This window comes from Geminicoccus sp., assembly GCF_036263595.1.
GTDB lineage: Bacteria > Pseudomonadota > Alphaproteobacteria > Geminicoccales > Geminicoccaceae > Geminicoccus.
In genome coordinates this window covers 84,767-103,416 of sequence record NZ_DATAGQ010000201.1, presented here as the reverse complement: position 1 = coordinate 103,416, position 18,650 = coordinate 84,767, and the positions used below count along the sequence as shown (strand labels likewise).

Genomic DNA, 18,650 nt, shown 5'->3' with positions numbered 1-18,650 from the left:
TCCAGCAGACCTACAACCGGAGCTGGATCGTCGAGCGGCACGGCTACCGGACACCCGCCCAGGTTCGAGCCGGCCAGCTTGGTCAGATGCACATGGCCGCGTGAGCGCACATCGGTGTCTCATCATTGTGGACCGGTACATAATGTGGCAGTTCTTTCTGATCAGGCTGCCGGTGACAAGAGAAAGATAGAAGAGATAAGACGGTCAGAGATACTTAAGGTTGGACAATTCTATACAATAGCGGGCTTGCTTGGACGGGAAGAGGCTGACATCGAAGATATTTTTGAGCCGGAAATATTTGCAAAAATATTGAATGGATGCTATGAGATTTTTCCTCCAAATGAACTAACTGCGGCTAAGCTCAAAGCGGCTGCGCCAAATACTGAGCGACTGGTAAAGCAAGCAGAGGCAGCGTTTGCTGTCATGCCAATGAATGTGCCAGAATTTAATCATTATGCGCCAGCAAGTTGGTTGATACGCAACCCAAGAATTCTTGATGCTAAGAGCGTGGCTGTAATTAAGACGCTTGACCGAGCTGAGGAAATATTCGAAAATTACAACAAAATTCTGTGACTAAAGCATGCTTAATGCGGACGCTTTATTTAAGCGTTGAGGTCCGCTGCAGAGCCAGGGCTGCGAAAGAGACATTCAAGCTGCTTTTAGGGTGGTTAGGCAGTCGCTTCCTTTAGGTCGGTTGCTTGACGCATCTCATGGCTGAACTTAGTTTTTTCCTCACAACGCCACGGCAGGCGGCCGAGTAGGGTGACGTATGCTCCTATGCGTCATCCCAGTCAGTTCGGCGAAGTCCCTTCATACGAGTGGCTTCGCCCAGGCGATCAAAGCACATCCCGAGGAACAAAATTAACCATGGTCAAAGCCCTCGTTCTCGAAGAGAAGCTCAAGCTCAACCTGCGCGACATCGAGGTCGACGAGAAGGTCGGGCCGCGGGATGTGCGGATCCAGATGAAGACCGTGGGGGTGTGCGGCAGTGACGTGCACTATTATACCCATGGCGGGATCGGGTCGTTCATCGTGCGGCAGCCGATGATCCTCGGGCACGAGGCGTCGGGCGTGGTGGTCGAGACGGGTTCGGAGGTGACGAACCTGAAGGTCGGCGACCGGGTGTGCATGGAGCCGGGCATTCCCGATCCGAACAGCCGGGCGTCGCGGATGGGCATGTACAACCTGGATCCGCGGGTGGTGTTCTGGGCGACGCCGCCGGTGCATGGGTGCCTCAGGCCGACGCTGGTGTTCCCGGCGGACTACACGTTCAAGATCCCGGACAACGTGTCGTTCGAGGAAGCGGCCATGGTCGAGCCGCTCGCGGTGGGCGTGCACGGGACGGTCAAGGCGAAGGTGGTGCCGGGCGACACGGCGGTCGTGATCGGGGCGGGGCCGATCGGCCTCGTCACCGTGCTGGCGGCGTTCGCGGCGGGCTGTGCCAAGGTCTACGTGGCCGACATCGACGAGGGGAAGCTGGCGCTCGCCGAGAAGCTGGCGAAGGTGCCGGGCTCGGTAGTGGGCGTGGACGTGCGCTCGAAGAGCATCCAGGACGTGGTGATGGCGGATACGGACGGCTGGGGCGCCGACATCGTGTTCGAGTGCTCAGGCAACGAGAAGGCGGCAGCCGGCGTGTTCAAGCCGCTGCGGCCGGGCGGGTGCGTGGTGTTCATCGGGATGCCGCTGCACGACGTGGCCTATGACGTGCCGGGGGCGGCGCTGAAGGAGGCGCGGGTGGAGCATGTGTTCCGCTACGCGCATGTCTATCCCCGCTGCATCGCGATGATGGGATCGGGGGCGATCGACGTGAAGCCGCTGATCACCGACAAGTTCCCGTTCGAGAAGAGCGTCGAGGCGTTCGAGTATGCGGCGACGTCGCCCAAGGGATCGGTGAAGATCCAGATCGACATGCCGGGGTGAGCTTGCGGCTCAAGCAGGCCCGGCTCAAGCAGGCCGGAGGCCGGTAGCCACCAGGAAGAGGGGCAGTGCTCTGGCACTGCCCCTTTTCGTTGGTCAGCGCGCGAGATCGGCCTCGGCTTCCTGGAGTTCCCAGCGGGATTCGGCGAGGTCGCGCCTGGCGTCCTCGATGTCGCCCCAGTCGCCGTCGCGCTCGGCCTTCAGCAGGTCGTCCTCGTCCTCGGCGACCTCGCGGCGCTTCTCGGCGACGCGCTCCTCGCGCTCGGCCAGCAGCTTGTCGTCGTCGCACTCGATGGCGACGCGGTCGATGGCCTTTTCCAGGCCCACGATCCGCTCGCGGTCGTTCTGCACGCGCGCCTCGTCGAGCGCGAAGCGCAGGCTCTCGATCTTGCCGGCACAGCCGGTGGCGGCCTCGGCCGAAACGGCCAGCCAGGGGGTGAGCGCCAGCGCGAACCAGAATGTCTTCGTCATCATTGCATCTCGTGGAAGATCGACCGTACCGGGCGGCAGTCATATACGTCCGGCGACGGCAGGGACAGGAGGGCGCCATGCAGCAGGTGACGTTGCCGGACGGGGAAACCGTGCCGGCGCTGGGACAGGGGACCTGGTACATGGGCGAGCGCGCCGCACGGCGGGCCGAGGAGGCCAGGACGCTGAAGCATGGCATCGGGCTCGGGATGACGCTGATCGACACGGCCGAGATGTATGCCGAGGGCGGGGCCGAGGAGGTGGTGGGCGACGCGATCGAAGGCCAGCGCGACGCCGTGTTCGTGGTGAGCAAGGTCTATCCGCACAACGCGTCGAAGAGCGGCACGGTGCAGGCCTGCGAGCGGAGCCTGAAGCGGCTGCGCACCGACCGGATCGACCTTTACCTGCTCCATTGGCGCGGGCGCTATCCGCTCAGCGAGACGGTGGCGGCGATGGAGGGGCTCAAAGCCGCGGGCAAGATCCGGCACTGGGGGGTGAGCAACCTCGATACGGATGACATGGAGGAACTGGCCTCGGTGCCGAACGGGGGGAACTGTGCCGCGAACCAGATCCTCCTGAACCTGACGCGGCGGGGGCCGGAGTTCGATTTGCTGCCATGGTGCAAGGAGCGGGGCATGCCGGTCATGGCCTACAGCCCGATCGAGCAGGGGCGGATGCCGGCGCAGCCGGCGCTGGAGCAGGTGGGCAAGCGGCATGGGGTGGACCGGTTCGCGGTGGCGCTCGCCTGGGTGCTGAGCCGGCCGGGCGTGATCGCGATTCCGAAGGCTGGCAGCCTTGCGCATGTGGAGGCGAACCGGAAGGCAGCGGAGATTGAGCTCTCGCCCGAGGACCATCAGCTCCTGGACCAGGCGTTTCCGCCGCCCAGGCGGAAGGTGTCGCTCGCGATGCTGTAAAGGCTGCAAGTATCTTGTGTACGAGACGTTCGCAGGCTAGCGATCCAGCCGGCATCGGGAGGATGGCCGGTTGGAGCGGATCGAGGACTGCATCTCCTTTCTCGCCGGCAAGGCGGCGCAGCAGGTCTCGCGGCGTGCGCGGGACATGCTGGCGCCGCACGGGGTGACGCCCGTCCAGTACGCGGTGCTGCGCGTGCTCTGGGAGGATGACGGGCAGAGCGGGGCAACGCTGAGTGCCAGGCTCGCCATCGACAGTGCCACCATCACCGGCGTGATCGACCGCCTGGAAGGGGCGGGGCTGATCGAGCGTCGTCCGGACGGCGGGGGCGACCGGAGGATCCACCGCGTCGTGCTGACGGACAAGGGCAGGGCGCTGCAGGTGCCGCTGGACGCTCTGATGGTAGGGCTGAACGCGGACGTGCGGGCGGAACTGGGCGAGGCGGCGGGGCCGCTTTGGGCAGCGCTGGCGAAGCTTGGCGGCATCAGGCGGAAAGAGGGATGATGTTCGACACCAAGATTGCCATCGTCGTGCGCGAGGACCTGGCGGTCTGGCAGAAGCTGAACGTCACGGCATTCCTGACCAGCGGCATCGTCGGTGCCCATGAGGGGCTTCTCGGCGAGCCTTACGAGGATGCGGACGGGCATCGCTACCACCCGCTCGTGGTCCAGCCGATGATCGTGCTGAGCGCTGCTGCCGACACGTTGCGCACGATCCACCGCCGCGTGCTGGAGCGCGGGGTGAAGGCGTCGCTCTATATCGAGGACATGTTCTCGACCGGGCACGACGCGGCCAACCGGGCGGCGGTCCGGCAGTATCCGGCGGACGGGCTGAACGTGGTGGGGCTGGCGCTGCGGGAGGAGCGCAAGCTGGTCGACAAGATCACCAAGGGCGCCAGGATGCATGGGTGAAGGGCACCACTTGCTGTGCAGCGGCAATCGATCGGGCGCAGCCGGCAAGTACCTGGATCGGGGCCGACGTAGAATTCTGAGGCATGATGCCTGCTCTTCGATGGATGCCAAGGATGGCAGTCACCCAATACTGGAAACGGCCGCCAGGTCTGCTGCCAGGCGACTTTCGCGCCTGAAGGCATACGAGCCTCCTTCGCCTGCCGAAGTGACGAGCGTCACAACCGGTTTCGGCGCTCGGGCGGTACCCACGCTGCCAAGCGACATGACTGCTCGCAGGAACCGATGGCGCCCGCCAACGACGGGCCGGCCGCGCGACTGCCGAGGCTTGATGCCACGCATGATGACGGCGGATGCGGACATCTGGTGACGATGTTACGCTGGCCGTTTCTGCCGGCGGCCCATATTCAGGAACGTCCAACCATGACCCCTACGTATTTCACCACGACCACCGCGAACAGGCCGTCGCTGCGTCGATGGCTGGCCGCCGGCATGCTGGCCGCCGCGACGACGCTTGCCGCCTGCACGCCCGCCGTCGATCCGGTACGGACCGCTGCCGCACCGGCGCCGGCCCCGGCGCCGGCGGTGCCCATCCTGCCGCTCGACGACGCCGTGCTGCTGGCAGCCGACACCACCTTCGCCCAGGCAACGGATGCCGGCGGACCGGGCAGGCGGACCGTGGTGATCGACCCGCTGATCGAGGGCGTGACCGGCTTCCAGTCCATGGCCACGCGGTCAATCCAGGCCCGTGTCATCGAACTGGTCGAGCGCAACCATCCGCAGTTCGAGGTGCGGCCGTTCACGGCCGAGAACCTGGATGCGGCCTCCCTCGTGCTGGTCGGCAGCCTCACCGGCATCGACCGGAAAGGCCAGCCGACCGGGCGGGAGACCGGCGACGCCCAGCGGATCTGGCTGGTCCTGGGCGACCTGCGCTCGGGCAGGATCGTCGCGAAGGGCACGGCGCGGGCCCTGCCCGAGGCGGTCGACGTGACGCCGACCCGCTCGTTCGCCGACAGCCCGGCCTGGACCGGCGACCGCTTCGTCCTGGCCTATCTCGCAACCTGTGCCGGCAAGGTCGGCGACCCCATGGATCCCGTCTACCTGGACGGGCTGCTGGCCGCGGCCCTCGTCAGCCAAGCCATGCTGGCCTACGAGGACGAGCAGTACGAGCGGGCGCTGGACTATTTCCAGCAGGCGCGGCAGACGCCGGCCGGCGACCAGCTGCGGGTCCATAACGGCCTCTACATGGCCAACTGGGCTCTCGGACGCTACAACGAGGCGGAAGACGCATTCGCCGGCCTGGCCGATTACGGCTTTCGCGCCAGGCACCTCGCGGTCAAGTTCCTGTTCCGACCAGGCTCCACGACCTTCCTGTCGCAGCGGCAGGTGAGGGACCAGTACCCGATGTGGGTCGAGAAGATCGCGGAGCGGGCCGCCGACGATACAGCCTGCATCGACATCACCGGCCATACCAGCCCCACGGGTCCTGCCGCCCTGAACGACCGGCTCTCGCGGCTGCGGGCAGACTACATCAAGGAGCGCCTGGAGGACGTGGTGCCCGAACTTGGATCCCGGTTGATCGCGCATGGGGCAGGATCCAGCGAGAACATCGTCGGGACAGGCAGGGACGACGCTTCGGATGCGCTGGACCGGCGGGTGGAGATGGCGCTGTTCGATTGCTGACAAGCGCTCGGTCTTCGGTCGGGCCACCGGCGCCGGGGCACGTCCGGCGCCGATCGGACAGGGTATGCGCACTTCGGATATTTGTGCCGAACGGCCGTCCTGTAGCCAACCGATGCCTCGTCCCGCTCGCCGCCCGTGGTGCCGGAATCAGCGAGGTCCGCCGCTTCGGTGAAGAGCAGTCGAGCGTAGCAGGCCATGATCTCCGTGGCGGTGTCCTGCCTTGCCATGGGTTTCCTTCCTGCTTTCGGCGCTCATCGGGCTGCGCTGGTACACGATGCGGCCCACCTGGGATGAGAACCCCAGCAGGATCACCTGGTCACGACCTTGAGGCAGATCGGGCAGGCAGCGGGCAGGTGGAAGCCGGCGAGGACATCGAGATGTCGCTCATGGCGGATGGTAAGCCTGCGGAACCGGCTGAACGAGGCAAATATCCTCATGCGCCGCTTGCGACACGCCGTTGAGCGCTGCCCGGCTCCAGTCGATCGCGTTCGCCTTGCTCAACCGACCGACCAGAACCTGGTACCGCTTCACCCGGACGCCCTGCTGTTGGCCGGTTATCTACGGTGCGTTTGGCTGGCAGCGGTTGATCGGCGTCGGCTTGCCGTTCAGGCGCAGCGCCAGGAGCTCGGCCACGCCAGTGGGGGCGCCTACGAAGATCCGGGAGCCGGTGGACGTGCTGGACGCGGCCTTCTGGCAGTTCGCGAAGAAGCTCTGCTTGCAAGGATAAGGGCCGGCGATCTGGAAGCCGACCTTGGCGGTGCTGGGGTCAGGGACGGTGGCCGGGCAGGAGCAGATGATCTGGTCGCCGTCCAGGGGCTTGGGGAAGCCCGGGAAGGTCTGGCCACGCGTGCTCTTGAAGCAGATCCCGCCGTCGCACTGGGCATAGGCACCGGTCGAGGAGGCGGGGCAGGTGTAGAGCGCCATCTGGCCGTACGGCTTCTTCACCTGCCGGGGCAGGCTGAAGGTGCTGACCATATAGCCGTTGTCCACGCCTTGGGCATTGACGTCGCAGACATCCGTGGTCGGGTTCAGCCGCAGCGGGAGGCTGATGCTGTCGCCCTTCTTGATGTCGCAACGGCAATAGGCGACCTCGTTGTACATCGTGCACTTGGCGGTGGCGCAAAGGGCGTAGGTCTGGTTCTTGCAGATCTTGAAGAAGCTTGGCTTGGCCTGGAGTTCGCCCGTCGCGAGCTGCTCGAAGATCGTGACCGGATCCGTGGGGGTGGCGGCGCTGGCGGGGACAGGTGCAGACAACGCCAAGATCGCAGCCAGTGCCAACCACCTCGTTGCACTGCCTGCGAAGGTCCAGCGCCCTATGGCGAGCTTTTCCGCCATGCACGCAACAAGTGAACGAAGGGTCTTCATTGTCGCCTCCCGGATCGCCGTCTGCACCATGCCAGTATCGGGGATCGCAGCGACCATGCGCCTGCCTCCCAGGTTTGGCTATTGTTCTTGCAGGACACCGGCTGAACAGCCTCACCGTGCGCCGTTCCGGCATCGGCCGCGCCATCGCGGCACGGGATGGACAGCTGGGCCAACCGCCGATAAGCTAAACCTATAGGTTAACTGTTTGATGCAGGGAGACATCCGATGGACGCTGCCGCGCAACGCCTGACGCCGGCTGCCGAGTTGGCGCGCGACAACCCGGTCCGCATTCCGAACGAGAGCGCTGCCTATCGCGCTGCGCGCACCGCGCTATTGGCCGAGGAGATCGAGCTGCGCCGGCACATCGAGCGAGTCGCAGCACAGCGCCGGGCGCTGCCGCCGGGCGGGCCGGTGGTGGGCGACTATTGGTTCGAGGGCGAGGACGGTGCTTGCGACTTTGCCGGCCTGTTCGGCGACAAGCCGACCCTGGTGGCCTACAGCTACATGTTCGGCCCGGAGCGCGAGCGCCCGTGCCCGATGTGCACCAACCTCCTGGGTTCCTGGGAAGGCAACGCCGCCGACATCGGCCAGCGCGCCTCGCTGGTGGTGATCGCGCGCTCGCCGGTCGAGCGCCTCCGAGCCTGGAAGCAGGAACGCGGCTGGAAGGACCTGCGCCTGTTCACCGACCTGAACGGCAACTATTCCCGCGACTATTTCGGCATCCTGGACGACGGCTCGGAGATCCCGGCCCTGAACGTATTCACGCGGCGGGACGGGACGATCCGGCATTTCTGGTCGGCGGAGATGAGCGGGTCGACGGCCGATCCCGGGCAGGACCCGAGAGGGGCGCCGGACCCGGCGCCGCTGTGGATGGTGCTGGATTCGACCCCCGAGGGGCGGGGCGCGGATTGGTATCCGAAGCTGGCGTATGGGAGGTAAGGGGGCGTCTAGCGTTTAAACCTCTGGCTGCACATCAGATGGCGGTCCGTACCTAGATCGACCGAAGCCACCATTCCCAGCGCGGATCCAGGATCACCGAGCGGGCGCGGGCCAGCTTCCAGTCGCCGTACTTCTGGTAGTCGAAGTCCCAGTCGGTGAGCATGCGGTTCTGGATGGCCCAGCCGCCCCACTTGATGTCGGCCAGGGCCCGGCCGAGCCAGACGCGGGCCACGGTGGATTGACGGGCCTCGCCGTAATAGGCCTCGATCAGCTCCAGCGAGCGCTCCTCGGTGAAGAACATCTCGCCCAGGAACACGCCGAGCTCGTAGGCGCGCTCGTTGTTCGAGGCGAACTCGAAGTCGACCAGCTTCATGGGCTTGCCGGGGCAAACCAGGAAGTTGCCGGGCATCGGGTCGTTGAAGCAGGGGACGAGGTCCAGGCCCGAGGCCATGAAGGCGGCCTTCGCCTTCTCGTACTGGGACATCAGCCAGGGAAAGTCGTGGGGGAGGAGCGCTCCCAGCGCCTGGGCGTCGCGCCAATGCTCCTCGATCATCTCGAAGATGGTCTTGGTGAGGCGCAGCTTCGGGCCGGCGTTGAGCTGACGATAGGAGGCGATCACCGCTTCCTGGATGGCGGCGTTCTCGAAGTCCGCGTTGGTGCAGGCGGCATAGTCCTCCAGGAACTCGTGCACCTCCAGGCCGTCGCTCGGGTCGAAGAACACGACCTCGGGCGCCAGGCCCATGGCATGGGCGTTCACGGCGGCCTGATGCGCCACGCCGCGGTCGATGAACTTCTCCGTGCCGGGGCCCGGCACCTTCACGAAGTAGCGGCGCGGATGGCCGTCCACCGTGATCAGCCAGTTGCGGTTGCTGAGGCCCCCCACCAGCATCCGGTAGCGGACGGCGCGGCCGGCCCAGTCCGGGACACGGCCGATCGCTGCCTCGATCGCGACCTCGTCGGCGTCGCGGGCATCGCCCAGTTGGCGCTCGGTCGTCATCACACCCTCCGCACGCGTTCGGCAAAGCGCGGATCGCGCACGTTCAGCCGGCAGTGGAAGAAGCGCCAGTTGGCATACTTCAGGAACTCGAGGCTGGGCCTCGTCGAGACCTTGGCGAGCAGCGCACCGATCAGGCCCCAGCGCAGATGGTCGGCCAGGCCATAGAGCATGGTGCGGGCGAACAGGGCCTCGTCCATGGTGCCATGGGCCAGCACGAACAGATCGCGCGCTTCGGGCTCCTGCTGGGCGGCCTCGACCATGAACGAGCCTAGATCCGCGAACGGGTCCATGTCGGCGGCGCGGTCCCAGTCGACCAGGAGGACCGACTTGTCGGGACCCACCAGGAAGTTGGAGGCGTTGCCGTCGCCGTGGGCGGGCACCAGGTCGATGCCCGTTGCCTGGATGGCCTTCTCGGCCTCCATCAGGTTGCCCACGAGCCAGTCGATGTCGGCGGGCATGGGCGCGCCGCTCTCCCGGCAGGCGGCGTGGAAGCGGCGGATCTCGTCGAACGGGCTGACCTCGTGGCCGAGCCTCGCCGCCTTGTGGAAGGCCTGGCGCTGGCGCAGCGCGTTCTCGCAGATGACGGGATCGCGCAGCTTGTCGAGCGTGCCGGTGCGATGATCGGCAAGATCAGCCATGACCAGGGTGGCGCGGCCGAGATCGGCCAGCTCGACCGGCGGGCCGATGCCGGCCTCGGCCGCGCGTCGGGCGGCCTCGAAGGCGGTGGGCAGGTGGACATAGTGCTCGGCGTCGGCATGCATCGCCTTGACGTGGCGACGGGAGCCGTCGGGAAACGTCGCCTTGAAGTGGATGCCGTCCACGCCGTGCCAGCCAGGCGAGGCCAGCACCGCGAAGGCCGGCTCCAGAACGATCTGGGCGGCTGCCGCGTCCGGGGCCTGGGTAGCCCAGGCAGCGGTCGCCGCATCGAGCGCGCGATGCCGGTCCTGGTCGGTTTCGCTCATGCGGGACATGCCTCCGGCCATCGGAAAATGCGGGATTGTCGGCTTTGCCGTGGGGAACCTAGGCAGCCCTGGCGGGCGGCGGAAGCCGAAATCGACCATGCCGCCTTGACGATCAGCCCCAAGCGGGCCGACACGGGGCAGGTGGACATGGAAGGGGCCGATGCGGGATTTGTTGGAATCATCGGCGCTGGCGCTGTCGGCCGCCTTTCGCCGGGGGACGATCTCCCCGCTGGACGTCATGGACGCGACGCTGGCGCAGATCGACCGGATGAACGGCAAGATCAATGCGCTCTGGTCGATCCGGGCCGAGGCGGCGCGCGAGGCAGCCAGGGCGGCCGAGGCGCGCTTTGTCGCGAGAGAGCCGCTGGGCGCGCTCGACGGGCTGCCGGTGACGCTGAAGGACAGCATCCACGTCAATGGCTGGCCGTACCGGCATGGCACCGCCGCCAATGAGGACCGGCCGCCATCCACCTTCGACGCCCCGCCCGCGGCCAGGACGCTCGAGGCGGGCGGCATCGTGCTGGCCAAGACGACCATGCCGGATTTCGGCCTCCTTGCGGCGGGGGTGAGCTCGGCGTTCGGGATCGTGCGCAACCCCTGGGATGCGACGAAGAACACGGGCGGATCCAGCGCCGGTGCGGGGGCGGCGCTGGCAGGAGGGCTGTGCCATCTGGCGGTCGGTACGGACATCGCGGGCTCGGTGCGCCTGCCGGCCGCCCATTGCGGCGTGGTGGCGCTCAAACCCACCCAGGGACGGGTGCCGCATCTGGTCCCGAGCACGACCCGATCGGCCGGACCGATGGCCCGCAGCGTGGCCGATGTCGCGTTCTATCTGAGCGTGCTGAGCAGGTTCGACGCGCGGGACAGCGGCGCCCTGCCGGCGGATGGGATCCGCTACCATGAGCGGCTGCAAGCCGATCTCCGCGGCCGGCGGGTGGGGCTGCTCCTGTCGATGGGCTATGGCGCGCCGGTCGAGCCGGTGGTCGAGCAGGTGGTGCAGGCCGCGGCTCGCGCACTGGAGGCGGCAGGTGCGATCGTCGAGCCGGTCGATCCGCCATTCGGCCATGACGCCTACCAGGCGATCGACCGCACGCTGCAGGTGCGCGGCCTGGCCGAGTATCGGAGCTTCACGCCGGAGCAGCAGGTCAAGGTGCTGGCCCAGGTCGCCTATTGGAGCCTGAAGGCGGAGCGAATCGACGGGGCGGCCTACCAGGACCTCTTGAACACGATCGAGGCGAGCAAGCAGGAGCTGCACCGGGCGATCGGCGGCTACGACCTCCTGCTGACGCCGACGCTGCCATGCGTGAGCTTCCCGGCCGACCGGGTGGGGCTGGACGAGGCCACGCCGCTGGCGCACGCGACCTTCACCGCCTGGTTCAACCAGACGGGGCAGCCGGCCCTGTCGCTGCCGTTCGGCCATGACCGCCACAACCACCCGATCGGCGTGCAGCTGGTGGGCAGGCGGTTCGACGATCTGGGCGTGCTGCAGGCAGGTGCGTTCCTGGAGCAGGCGCGGGGAAGGATGCCGGACTGGCCGTTCTGACCGGCGAGCAGCCCGTGCCCGGTCCTCAAGCCTAGCCGTGCTGCGGCCCTTCCGTGACGAGCCGCTCCAGCACCGCCCCCAGCCAGGCCGCGCCCAGCTCCAGGTCGGCGGGCTCGGTCCATTCGCGCGGGGAGTGGCAAAGGCCGTCGCGGCTGGGCACGGCCAGGACGACGGCGGGACAGACAATGGCCATCGGCACGGCGTCGTGGGCGGCAATGGTGTCCAGGCCCAGCGGCTCGACGTCCAGGGCGGCCGCCTGCTCGCGGGCCAGGCTGCGCAGGGAAGGGGCGAAGGCGCCGGGCGGGCGGATCTCCTCGCGCACGATGCGATGCGCGACCCGCGCGATCGCGGCGGCATGCGGGATCAGGCCCATCAGGCGGGCATGGGCGTCGGCCATGACGTCCGGATCGACCGAGCGGATCTCCATGAAGAGCTTGGCGCGGTCGGGCACCACGTTGGGCGAGTTGGGCAGGACCTCCAGCCGGCCCACCGACGTGTGCAGCGTGCCGGGCGGGGCGGCGTCGGCCAGGCGGCGAAGGCCCGTGATCACCTCGGCGGCGGCAAGCAGCGCATCCTTTCGTTCCGCCATCGGCGTCGGCCCGGTATGGGCGGTGGCGCCGATGAACATGAGCTCGATCTTGTGCGCACCCCACCAGCGGTCGAACACGCCAAGGCGCCGGCCGCTCTTCTCCAGGGCATCAGCGCATTCGACATGGAGCTCGACATAGGCGGCGGGCTTCGGCGCATGATCGGTGCCGCGAAACCCGATCGCATCCAGAGCCTGGGCCAGGCTGACGCCGTTGCCGTCCTTTCGCGCAAGTGCCGTTTCGGCAGGCAAAAGGCCGGCATGGACGGAGGAGCCCAGCACGCTCGGCTGGAAGCGCGCGCCTTCCTCGCCGGTCCAGGCGACCACTGCCAGGTTCGCGGCGACCGGCCGGCCGCGCAGCCTCTCCTTCAGGGCAGCACCCGCCTCGACGGCGGCAATCACGCCATAGGCGCCGTCCAGCCGCCCGCCCTTGGGCTGGCTGTCGATGTGGGAACCGGCAAAAACCCAAGGAAGCTCCTGGCCCGCGAATTGCTCCGCCAGCGGCATGAGCCCGAACATGTTGCCGACAGGGTCGATGCGGACCTGGTATCCCAGCTCGTCCATCCGCCGGGCGAGCGCCCGCCTTGCCTCGCCGTTGGCCATGCTGGCCTCGACCCGGTCGACGCCCCCGTCGCCGGTGGAGCCCAGCTGGGAGAAGGCTTCCAGCCGGTCGAGGAAACCGGGCGGGCAGAGGATGGCGGAGGATGGCATCGAGCGGGCGGTTCCGGCTGTGGGATGTGTGGGTTTCTTGGTATGCTTCGTTGACGCCTGCCGCAAGCCGGGCCTAGGCTTTTCGGAGTTTGCCGAGCTAGGCTTGGCAGCGTCACCAGGGTCCGCGAAGTCGGGGGGCGTCGCGGGCACGAGAGAAGAAGATTGCAGGCCGCCGGGTGCGGTCGTGCTGGTGTCGGAACTGGAGGGGTGGGTATGACGTCGTCATCGATCGTCGCGGGGTCGCGGCGCAGCTTCCTGAAGACCAGTGCGGCGGGGGCGGCGGCCCTGACGCTGCCGGCACCGTTCATCAAGCGAGCCTATGGCCAGGCCAAGAAGACCATGGTGTTCGCATCCGGCGAGCCGGTCACCGGCAACTGGGACCCGACCTCCCACACGGTGCTGGCGCAGATCAACCTGGAAGGCTTCGTCTTCGGCCAGCTCTTCCGCACGCCGATGCGGAGCGACAACCCGACCGAGATCGTGTGGGAGCTGGCGACCGGGCAGAAGATCCTCGACCTCTACACGATCGAGTACGCACTGCGGCCCGACGTGACCTTCCATGACGGCAAGAAGTTCGGCGCAGAGGACGTGAAGGCGACGTTCGAGTATGCCTCGCAGCCGACCCGCCCGGCGGCCTGGTATCCCGGCCCCTGCGAGGTCGAGGTCGTCGACGACCTGACGGTGCGGGTGCACACGAAGAAGGGCAACTATCCCGCCGCCGCCTTCTACTTCCTGTCGGGCTTCCTGCCGATCATGTCGGCCAAGGACATCGCCGACCCGGCGACGCTGCAGGCCCGCCCGAACGGCACCGGCCCGTTCAAGTTCGACGCGCAGCGCGGCAACACCACGGTGCTCAAGGCCTTCGACGGCTACATGCACGGCAAGCCGCTGCTGGAGGAGGTGCAGTTTGCCTATATCGGCGACGCCACCACCCGCGTGCTGGCGCTGATGTCGGGCGAGATCGACGTCACCGAGCGGCTCGAGCCCGAGCAGTTCGAATCGCTGGAGAGCGAATCGAAGGTCAAGCTCAGCCGCACGATCGCGACCGAGAACAAGTACCTGCATTTCCGCTGCGACAAGACGCCCTTCGACAACCCGGTGCTGCGTCAGGCCGCGTCCCACGCGATCGACCGCGAGCAGGTGCTGGCGGTGATGGGTGCTGCCGGCCACGCGTCGAACAACTACATCTCGCCGGTGAAGTTCGGCTATGTCGACCTGCCGAACTACCCGACCTACGACCCGGCGAAGTGCCAGGAGCTCCTGAGCCAGGCCGGCTTCCCGAACGGCCAGGGCCTGCCGGAAATGGAGTACACCACCTCCACCGGCTTCTATCCGAAGACCAAGGAGTATGGCGAGGTCATCGCCGCGATGCTCCAGGAGCAGGGCTTCCCGATCAAGTTCACCGTCATGGAGACGGCGGCCTGGGGTGCCAGGCTCTATCAGCAGGCCGGCCAGCCCAGCAATGCGGACATGACCGACTGTGGCTGGTCGACCGGGTCGCCCGAGCCCGACCTCGTGCTGCGCTCGATGTTCTACGGCAAGGCAGGGCCCAAGGGCGGCCTGATCAACGGCATCCAGGACCCGGACATCGACGCTGCGCTCAATGCCGAGCAGGCTGAGCCCGATCCGGCCAAGCGTTCCGAACTGATCGCCAAGGCCACCGGGGTGATCGCGGACAAGACGCCCTCGCTCTCCCTGTTCACCTCGGTGCTGCTGCACGGCTACCGCAACGGGCTGGAAGGCCTGTACTTCTTCCCGAACGGGCCGATCGACGCGACCAAGGCCGAGTTCAAGGCCTGAGCCTGCGGCACCGCCGGGACGGGTCCGCCCGGTCCCGGCGGTGCCTGCCGTCATTCGTCCACCTTACGTCATCGGCGGGACGTCGTCGTCATGGGCTTCATTCTGACCTTTCTCGCCCGCCGGCTGGCGCAAGGTCTCCTGATCATCCTGGTCGTGTCGTTCGCGATCTTCGCCCTGGTGCGCCTGGCACCTGGCGACCCGGCGCGAACCATCCTGGGCGGCATGGCCTCGGACGAGCTGGTCGAGGCCACCGCGACGCAGATGGGGCTGCGCGATCCGATCCTCGTGCAGTACGGGCGCTATCTGGCGGGGCTCGTGCAGGGCGACCTCGGCACTTCCTACATCAAGACCGAAAGCGGCGGTGCCGCCATGGCGAACCAGGACCAGACGGTCAGCTCGCGTGCCTCGGTCACCACGCTCATCCGCAACACGCTGCCCTACACGTTGCAGCTGGCCGGGGTCGCGCTCCTGCTGACGCTCGCGATCTCGATCCCGATCGGGATTGCCGGCGGCGTGCATGCCGGCCGCTGGCCGGACAAGCTGGCCGTCTACCTGTCCTCGGTCTTCGTCTCGCTGCCGAACTTCTGGTTCGCCATCGTGCTGGCGCTGGTGGTGACGGCCAGGCTCGGCTGGATCCCGTCGATCGGCTACCAGGGCTTCGCCTACACGATCCTGCCGGCCATCGTGATCGCGGTGGAGATGTCGCCGATCTTCATCCGCTCATTGTCGGTGGCTGTGGCCGACACGCTGCGCCAGACCTTCGTGGAGGTGGCAGCCGTGCGGGGCCTTGGGCCGCAGCGCATCCTCTACGGCCACGTGCTGCGCAACGCCGCGGTGCCGATCCTCAACCTGTTTGGCGTGCAGGTGGGAGCGCTCCTGGGCGGCGTGCTGATTGTCGAGTACATCTTCGACTATCCCGGCATCGGGCTTTTGACCGTGCAGGCGGTGACCCAGCGCGACTTCCCGGTCATCCAGGGCGTCGCGATCCTGTCGAGCGCCATCTTCGTCGTCGTGAACATCCTGGTCGATCTCGCTGCGGCCCGGATCGACCCCCGGCTGGAGAGCTGATCGCATGGCAAGCGAGGTCCTGGCCGGCAGCGCCACGGTTTCGGTCAAGCGCCCGGTGGGCCCGACCCGGCGCCTTTGGACGACGGCGTGGAAGCGCGCGGAGTTCAAGGTCGGGCTGGTCATCTTCCTGATCCTGATCGGCCTGGCCCTGGTCTTTCCCTACATGACCGACCTGTCGCCGGTGAAGATCTCGGTGAAGGACAAGTTCCTGCCACCCTTTTTCCTGGAGGGCGGGACCTGGGCCCATCCGCTGGGCACCGACCAGCTCGGGCGCGACCTGTTCATCCGCTCGCTGATCGGGTTGCAGAACGCGCTCCTGATCAGCTTCTCCACCGTCATCCTGATGTTCGTGATCGGCACAACGGTCGGCCTCGTCGCCGGCTACAAGGGTGGGTGGGTCGACACGATCCTGATGCGGCTGACGGACGCCCAGCTCTCGATCCCGCTGATCATTCTGGCGATCGTCATCCTGACCATCGCCAGGCCCACGCCGGCCTCGGTGATCCTGGTCCTGGCATTGGCCAGCTGGCCCGCCTATGCGCGGGTGACCCGGAGCGTGGCGCTGACCGAGCGGCGGCGCGAATATGTGCGGGGTGCCAAGATCCTGGGCGCTTCCGACCTCCGCATCATGCTGGTGCTGGTGGCACCCAACATCCTGCCGCCGATCGCCTTCGTGGCGGTCCTGGACGTGGCGCGCATGATGATCTTCGAGGCGATCCTGGGCTTCATCGGCATCGGCGTGCAGCCGCCCACACCCACCTTCGGCACGATCATCGCGGATGGCCGCAAGTACCTGATCAATGCCTGGTGGATCGCAACCATGCCCGGCGCCTTCCTGTTCCTGTCGCTCCTGTCCCTGAACCTGATGGGCGCATCGCTCGAGCGGGCCCGCAACATGCTGCTTAGAGGCACGATCTGATGGCGGGCAACGACGCAACGCTTCTCGAGGTGAAGAACCTCTCGATCGAGCTGCAGCGCGGCCAGGAGCGGCGCACGGTGCTGGACGAGGTGACGTTCAGCCTGGCAGAGCGCGCGGTCCTGGGCGTGATCGGCGAGAGCGGCTCGGGCAAGACCATCCTGGCCAAGGCGCTGGCCGGCTGGATCGCACCGCCGCTGGTCCGCAAGGGCGGCTCGGTCCTCTACCGCGGCCGCGACCTGTTCGGCATGACGGAGGCGGAGACGCGGGCGCTGCGCGGCCGGCATATCGGCTATATCGGCGCCGACCCGGGCAGCTCCTTCGATCCGACCATGCCCGTGGGTGTCCAGATCGCCGAGAAGCTGCGCGCGGTCCGGCCCGAGATCCCGATGGCGCATGCGGTCAAGCGCACGATCGCGCTGCTCGACCGGGTCCGGATTCCCTCGGCCGCGCGCCGCTATCGCGAATATCCGAGCCAGTATTCCGGCGGCATGCTCCAGCGCGCCATGATCGTGGACGCGCTGGTGGCAGAGCCCACCCTCCTGATCTGCGACAACGTCACCCAGCCGCTGGACGTCACGGTGGCAGCCCAGATCGTGCGTCTCCTGCGCGACCTGCGCGAGGACATCGCCGCCGGCATCCTGTTCATCGCGACCTCGATCCCAATCGTCTCGGAGATCGCCGACGACCTGCTGGTCCTGTCCAAGGGCCGCATCGTGGAGCGGACGACCCCGGCCCGCATGGTGTCCGCCCCCGGCCATGCCTATTCCAGGGAACTCCTGGAGCGGATGCCGCATATCTGGACCGAGCAGCCGCCGCTGCGCTCGACCGTGGCCGCCGAGGCAGCGCGTGCCGCGGTGGGCAACAAGGCCCCGCCGATCCTCTCGGTGCAGGACGTCACCAAGCACTACGCGGTGCCCGACCGCGACAAGTTCTTCGGCAAGCAGATCGTGCAGGCGGTGCGCGGCGTCACCTTCGACGTGTTCCCGGGCGACAATTTCGGCCTGGTCGGCGAGAGCGGCTGCGGCAAGTCCACGCTGTCGCGGCTGCTGTCCTGGGTGGAGCCGCCGGACAAGGGGCACATCCTGTTCGACGGCAAGGATATCGGCCAGATGAACGCCCGCGAGCGCCTCGCCATGCGCAAGGGCTTCCAGCTGCTCCTGCAGGACCCCTACAACTGCATCCCGCCGAACCTGCCCGTGGCGCGCACGATCGGCTTTTCGCTGCAGGTGCATGGCGCCGGCAGGAAGGAGATCCAGGAGAAGGTCGACGCGGTGATGGCCGAGGTGGGCCTGCCGCGCGAACTGGGCGAGCGGCTGCCGATCGGCCTGTCGGCGGGGCAGCGCCAGCGCATCAACATCGCCCGGGCGCTCGTCCTGGAGCCTAGGCTGATGATCCTGGACGAGACGCTCTCCGCGCTGGACCCGATGGAGCAGGCCCGGCTGCTCGACCTGTTCGAGAAGCTGCAGGCCAATCACGGCCTGACCTACCTGTTCATCTCCCACGACCTCGCCATGGTCAGGAAGGTCTGCACCCGGATCGCCGTGATGTATCTGGGCAAGGTGGTGGAGCTGGCCGACAACCAGACCGTGTTCTTCCAGCCGGCCCATCCCTACACCAAGGCGATGCTCTCGGCGGTCCCGGTGCTGGAGGAGAAGCCGTACCGGGCGGAGGACTGCCTGCTGGAGGGCGAGCCGCCCAGCCCGATCGACATCCCGCAAGGCTGCTCCTTCAGGCCGCGCTGTCCCCTGGCGTTCGGCCGATGCGCCGAGCAGGAGCCGGGGCTGCTGGCGCGCGGGCATCACGAATATGCGGCGTGTCATCTCGCCGCTTGACCACGAGCCGAGGTTTCAACAGGTTCGGCCAGGATATTCT

18 protein-coding genes are annotated in these 18,650 nt (G+C 67.2%); 12 read left to right on the top strand and 6 right to left on the bottom strand.

Annotated elements, in window-relative coordinates:
* Positions 1-144 precede the first annotated feature (144 nt).
* Both VHL31_RS22435 and VHL31_RS22430 read left to right on the top strand, forming a co-directional pair.
* Complete coding sequence (locus VHL31_RS22435; RefSeq protein ID WP_329663475.1) at positions 145-573, top strand: hypothetical protein; 429 nt, start codon at positions 145-147, stop codon at positions 571-573.
* A gap of 294 nt (positions 574-867) precedes the next feature.
* On the top strand, positions 868-1,920 hold the full coding sequence (locus tag VHL31_RS22430) for an NAD(P)-dependent alcohol dehydrogenase (RefSeq protein ID WP_329663474.1): 1,053 nt from the start codon (positions 868-870) through the stop codon (positions 1,918-1,920).
* Positions 1,921-2,013: 93 nt separating this feature from the next.
* On the opposite strand, the gene VHL31_RS22425 is transcribed toward VHL31_RS22430, so the two are convergent.
* Positions 2,014-2,391: a DUF1090 domain-containing protein gene (locus VHL31_RS22425; protein ID WP_329663473.1), complete on the bottom strand. Its 378-nt coding sequence runs from the start codon at positions 2,389-2,391 to the stop codon at positions 2,014-2,016.
* A 74-nt stretch (positions 2,392-2,465) separates the two neighbouring features.
* On the opposite strand from VHL31_RS22425, the gene VHL31_RS22420 reads away from it, so the two are divergent.
* From VHL31_RS22420 to VHL31_RS22405, 4 genes are all read left to right on the top strand, one after another.
* The gene (locus VHL31_RS22420; protein WP_329663472.1) at positions 2,466-3,299 is read left to right on the top strand and encodes an aldo/keto reductase; all 834 of its coding nucleotides are present in this window, start codon (positions 2,466-2,468) and stop codon (positions 3,297-3,299) included.
* 70 nt (positions 3,300-3,369) lie between these two features.
* Complete coding sequence (locus VHL31_RS22415; protein ID WP_329663471.1) at positions 3,370-3,801, top strand: MarR family transcriptional regulator; 432 nt, start codon at positions 3,370-3,372, stop codon at positions 3,799-3,801.
* Positions 3,801-4,208 carry a DUF2000 family protein gene (locus tag VHL31_RS22410; RefSeq protein WP_349262527.1) on the top strand — a complete coding sequence of 136 codons (408 nt, stop codon included), beginning with the start codon at positions 3,801-3,803 and terminating at the stop codon, positions 4,206-4,208. Before VHL31_RS22415 ends, VHL31_RS22410 begins: the two co-directional genes overlap by 1 nt.
* A 420-nt stretch (positions 4,209-4,628) precedes the next feature.
* Positions 4,629-5,888, top strand: coding sequence for a hypothetical protein (locus VHL31_RS22405; RefSeq protein ID WP_329663469.1), 1,260 nt, complete (start codon positions 4,629-4,631; stop codon positions 5,886-5,888).
* 308 nt (positions 5,889-6,196) lie between these two features.
* Here the strand turns inward: VHL31_RS22405 and VHL31_RS22400 are convergent, their stop codons facing one another.
* Together VHL31_RS22400 and VHL31_RS22395 are read right to left on the bottom strand one after the other, a co-directional pair.
* Positions 6,197-6,325, bottom strand: coding sequence for a hypothetical protein (locus VHL31_RS22400; RefSeq protein ID WP_329663468.1), 129 nt, complete (start codon positions 6,323-6,325; stop codon positions 6,197-6,199).
* Positions 6,326-6,446: 121 nt separating this feature from the next.
* Positions 6,447-7,142: a hypothetical protein gene (locus tag VHL31_RS22395; protein ID WP_329663467.1), complete on the bottom strand. Its 696-nt coding sequence runs from the start codon at positions 7,140-7,142 to the stop codon at positions 6,447-6,449.
* Between the two features lie 336 nt (positions 7,143-7,478).
* On the opposite strand from VHL31_RS22395, the gene VHL31_RS22390 reads away from it, so the two are divergent.
* Complete coding sequence (locus VHL31_RS22390) at positions 7,479-8,192, top strand: DUF899 family protein (protein ID WP_329663466.1); 714 nt, start codon at positions 7,479-7,481, stop codon at positions 8,190-8,192.
* A 52-nt stretch (positions 8,193-8,244) separates the two neighbouring features.
* Here the strand turns inward: VHL31_RS22390 and VHL31_RS22385 are convergent, their stop codons facing one another.
* Entirely contained in the window at positions 8,245-9,189 is a 945-nt protein-coding gene (locus VHL31_RS22385) for a phosphotransferase (protein ID WP_329663465.1), read from the bottom strand.
* Positions 9,189-10,151, bottom strand: a complete 963-nt coding sequence (locus VHL31_RS22380; protein WP_329663464.1) for a phosphotransferase family protein — start codon at positions 10,149-10,151, stop codon at positions 9,189-9,191. Before VHL31_RS22380 ends, VHL31_RS22385 begins: the two co-directional genes overlap by 1 nt.
* Before the next feature lie 160 nt (positions 10,152-10,311).
* Here VHL31_RS22380 and VHL31_RS22375 point away from each other — a divergent pair, with 160 nt between their 5' ends.
* Positions 10,312-11,694, top strand: coding sequence for an amidase (locus tag VHL31_RS22375; RefSeq protein WP_329663463.1), 1,383 nt, complete (start codon positions 10,312-10,314; stop codon positions 11,692-11,694).
* Positions 11,695-11,725: 31 nt separating this feature from the next.
* Here the strand turns inward: VHL31_RS22375 and VHL31_RS22370 are convergent, their stop codons facing one another.
* Entirely contained in the window at positions 11,726-12,991 is a 1,266-nt protein-coding gene (locus VHL31_RS22370) for a Zn-dependent hydrolase (RefSeq protein WP_329663462.1), read from the bottom strand.
* 213 nt (positions 12,992-13,204) lie between these two features.
* On the opposite strand from VHL31_RS22370, the gene VHL31_RS22365 reads away from it, so the two are divergent.
* The 4 genes from VHL31_RS22365 (at position 13,205) to VHL31_RS22350 (ending at position 18,610) form a co-directional block, all read left to right on the top strand.
* Complete coding sequence (locus tag VHL31_RS22365) at positions 13,205-14,791, top strand: ABC transporter substrate-binding protein (protein WP_329663461.1); 1,587 nt, start codon at positions 13,205-13,207, stop codon at positions 14,789-14,791.
* Positions 14,792-14,881: 90 nt separating this feature from the next.
* Positions 14,882-15,859 (top strand): ABC transporter permease, encoded by a 978-nt coding sequence (locus tag VHL31_RS22360; RefSeq protein WP_329663460.1) that lies wholly within the window; start codon positions 14,882-14,884, stop codon positions 15,857-15,859.
* A gap of 4 nt (positions 15,860-15,863) precedes the next feature.
* Positions 15,864-16,778, top strand: a complete 915-nt coding sequence (locus tag VHL31_RS22355; protein ID WP_329663459.1) for an ABC transporter permease — start codon at positions 15,864-15,866, stop codon at positions 16,776-16,778.
* Positions 16,778-18,610 (top strand): ABC transporter ATP-binding protein, encoded by a 1,833-nt coding sequence (locus tag VHL31_RS22350; protein ID WP_329663458.1) that lies wholly within the window; start codon positions 16,778-16,780, stop codon positions 18,608-18,610. The genes VHL31_RS22355 and VHL31_RS22350 overlap by 1 nt, the downstream gene beginning before the upstream one ends.
* The last annotated feature ends 40 nt before the right edge of the window (positions 18,611-18,650 follow it).

Coding starts and splice junctions, on each gene's coding strand:
- VHL31_RS22350 (WP_329663458.1), top strand. CDS start 16,778: ATGGCGGGCAACGACGCAACGCTTCTCGAGGTGAAGAACCTCTCGATC.
- VHL31_RS22410 (WP_349262527.1), top strand. CDS start 3,801: ATGTTCGACACCAAGATTGCCATCGTCGTGCGCGAGGACCTGGCGGTC.
- VHL31_RS22365 (WP_329663461.1), top strand. CDS start 13,205: ATGACGTCGTCATCGATCGTCGCGGGGTCGCGGCGCAGCTTCCTGAAG.
- VHL31_RS22425 (WP_329663473.1), bottom strand. CDS start 2,391: ATGATGACGAAGACATTCTGGTTCGCGCTGGCGCTCACCCCCTGGCTG.
- VHL31_RS22380 (WP_329663464.1), bottom strand. CDS start 10,151: ATGAGCGAAACCGACCAGGACCGGCATCGCGCGCTCGATGCGGCGACC.
- VHL31_RS22385 (WP_329663465.1), bottom strand. CDS start 9,189: ATGACGACCGAGCGCCAACTGGGCGATGCCCGCGACGCCGACGAGGTC.
- VHL31_RS22375 (WP_329663463.1), top strand. CDS start 10,312: ATGCGGGATTTGTTGGAATCATCGGCGCTGGCGCTGTCGGCCGCCTTT.
- VHL31_RS22390 (WP_329663466.1), top strand. CDS start 7,479: ATGGACGCTGCCGCGCAACGCCTGACGCCGGCTGCCGAGTTGGCGCGC.
- VHL31_RS22420 (WP_329663472.1), top strand. CDS start 2,466: ATGCAGCAGGTGACGTTGCCGGACGGGGAAACCGTGCCGGCGCTGGGA.
- VHL31_RS22405 (WP_329663469.1), top strand. CDS start 4,629: ATGACCCCTACGTATTTCACCACGACCACCGCGAACAGGCCGTCGCTG.
- VHL31_RS22370 (WP_329663462.1), bottom strand. CDS start 12,991: ATGCCATCCTCCGCCATCCTCTGCCCGCCCGGTTTCCTCGACCGGCTG.
- VHL31_RS22355 (WP_329663459.1), top strand. CDS start 15,864: ATGGCAAGCGAGGTCCTGGCCGGCAGCGCCACGGTTTCGGTCAAGCGC.
- VHL31_RS22430 (WP_329663474.1), top strand. CDS start 868: ATGGTCAAAGCCCTCGTTCTCGAAGAGAAGCTCAAGCTCAACCTGCGC.
- VHL31_RS22400 (WP_329663468.1), bottom strand. CDS start 6,325: ATGAGGATATTTGCCTCGTTCAGCCGGTTCCGCAGGCTTACCATCCGC.
- VHL31_RS22360 (WP_329663460.1), top strand. CDS start 14,882: ATGGGCTTCATTCTGACCTTTCTCGCCCGCCGGCTGGCGCAAGGTCTC.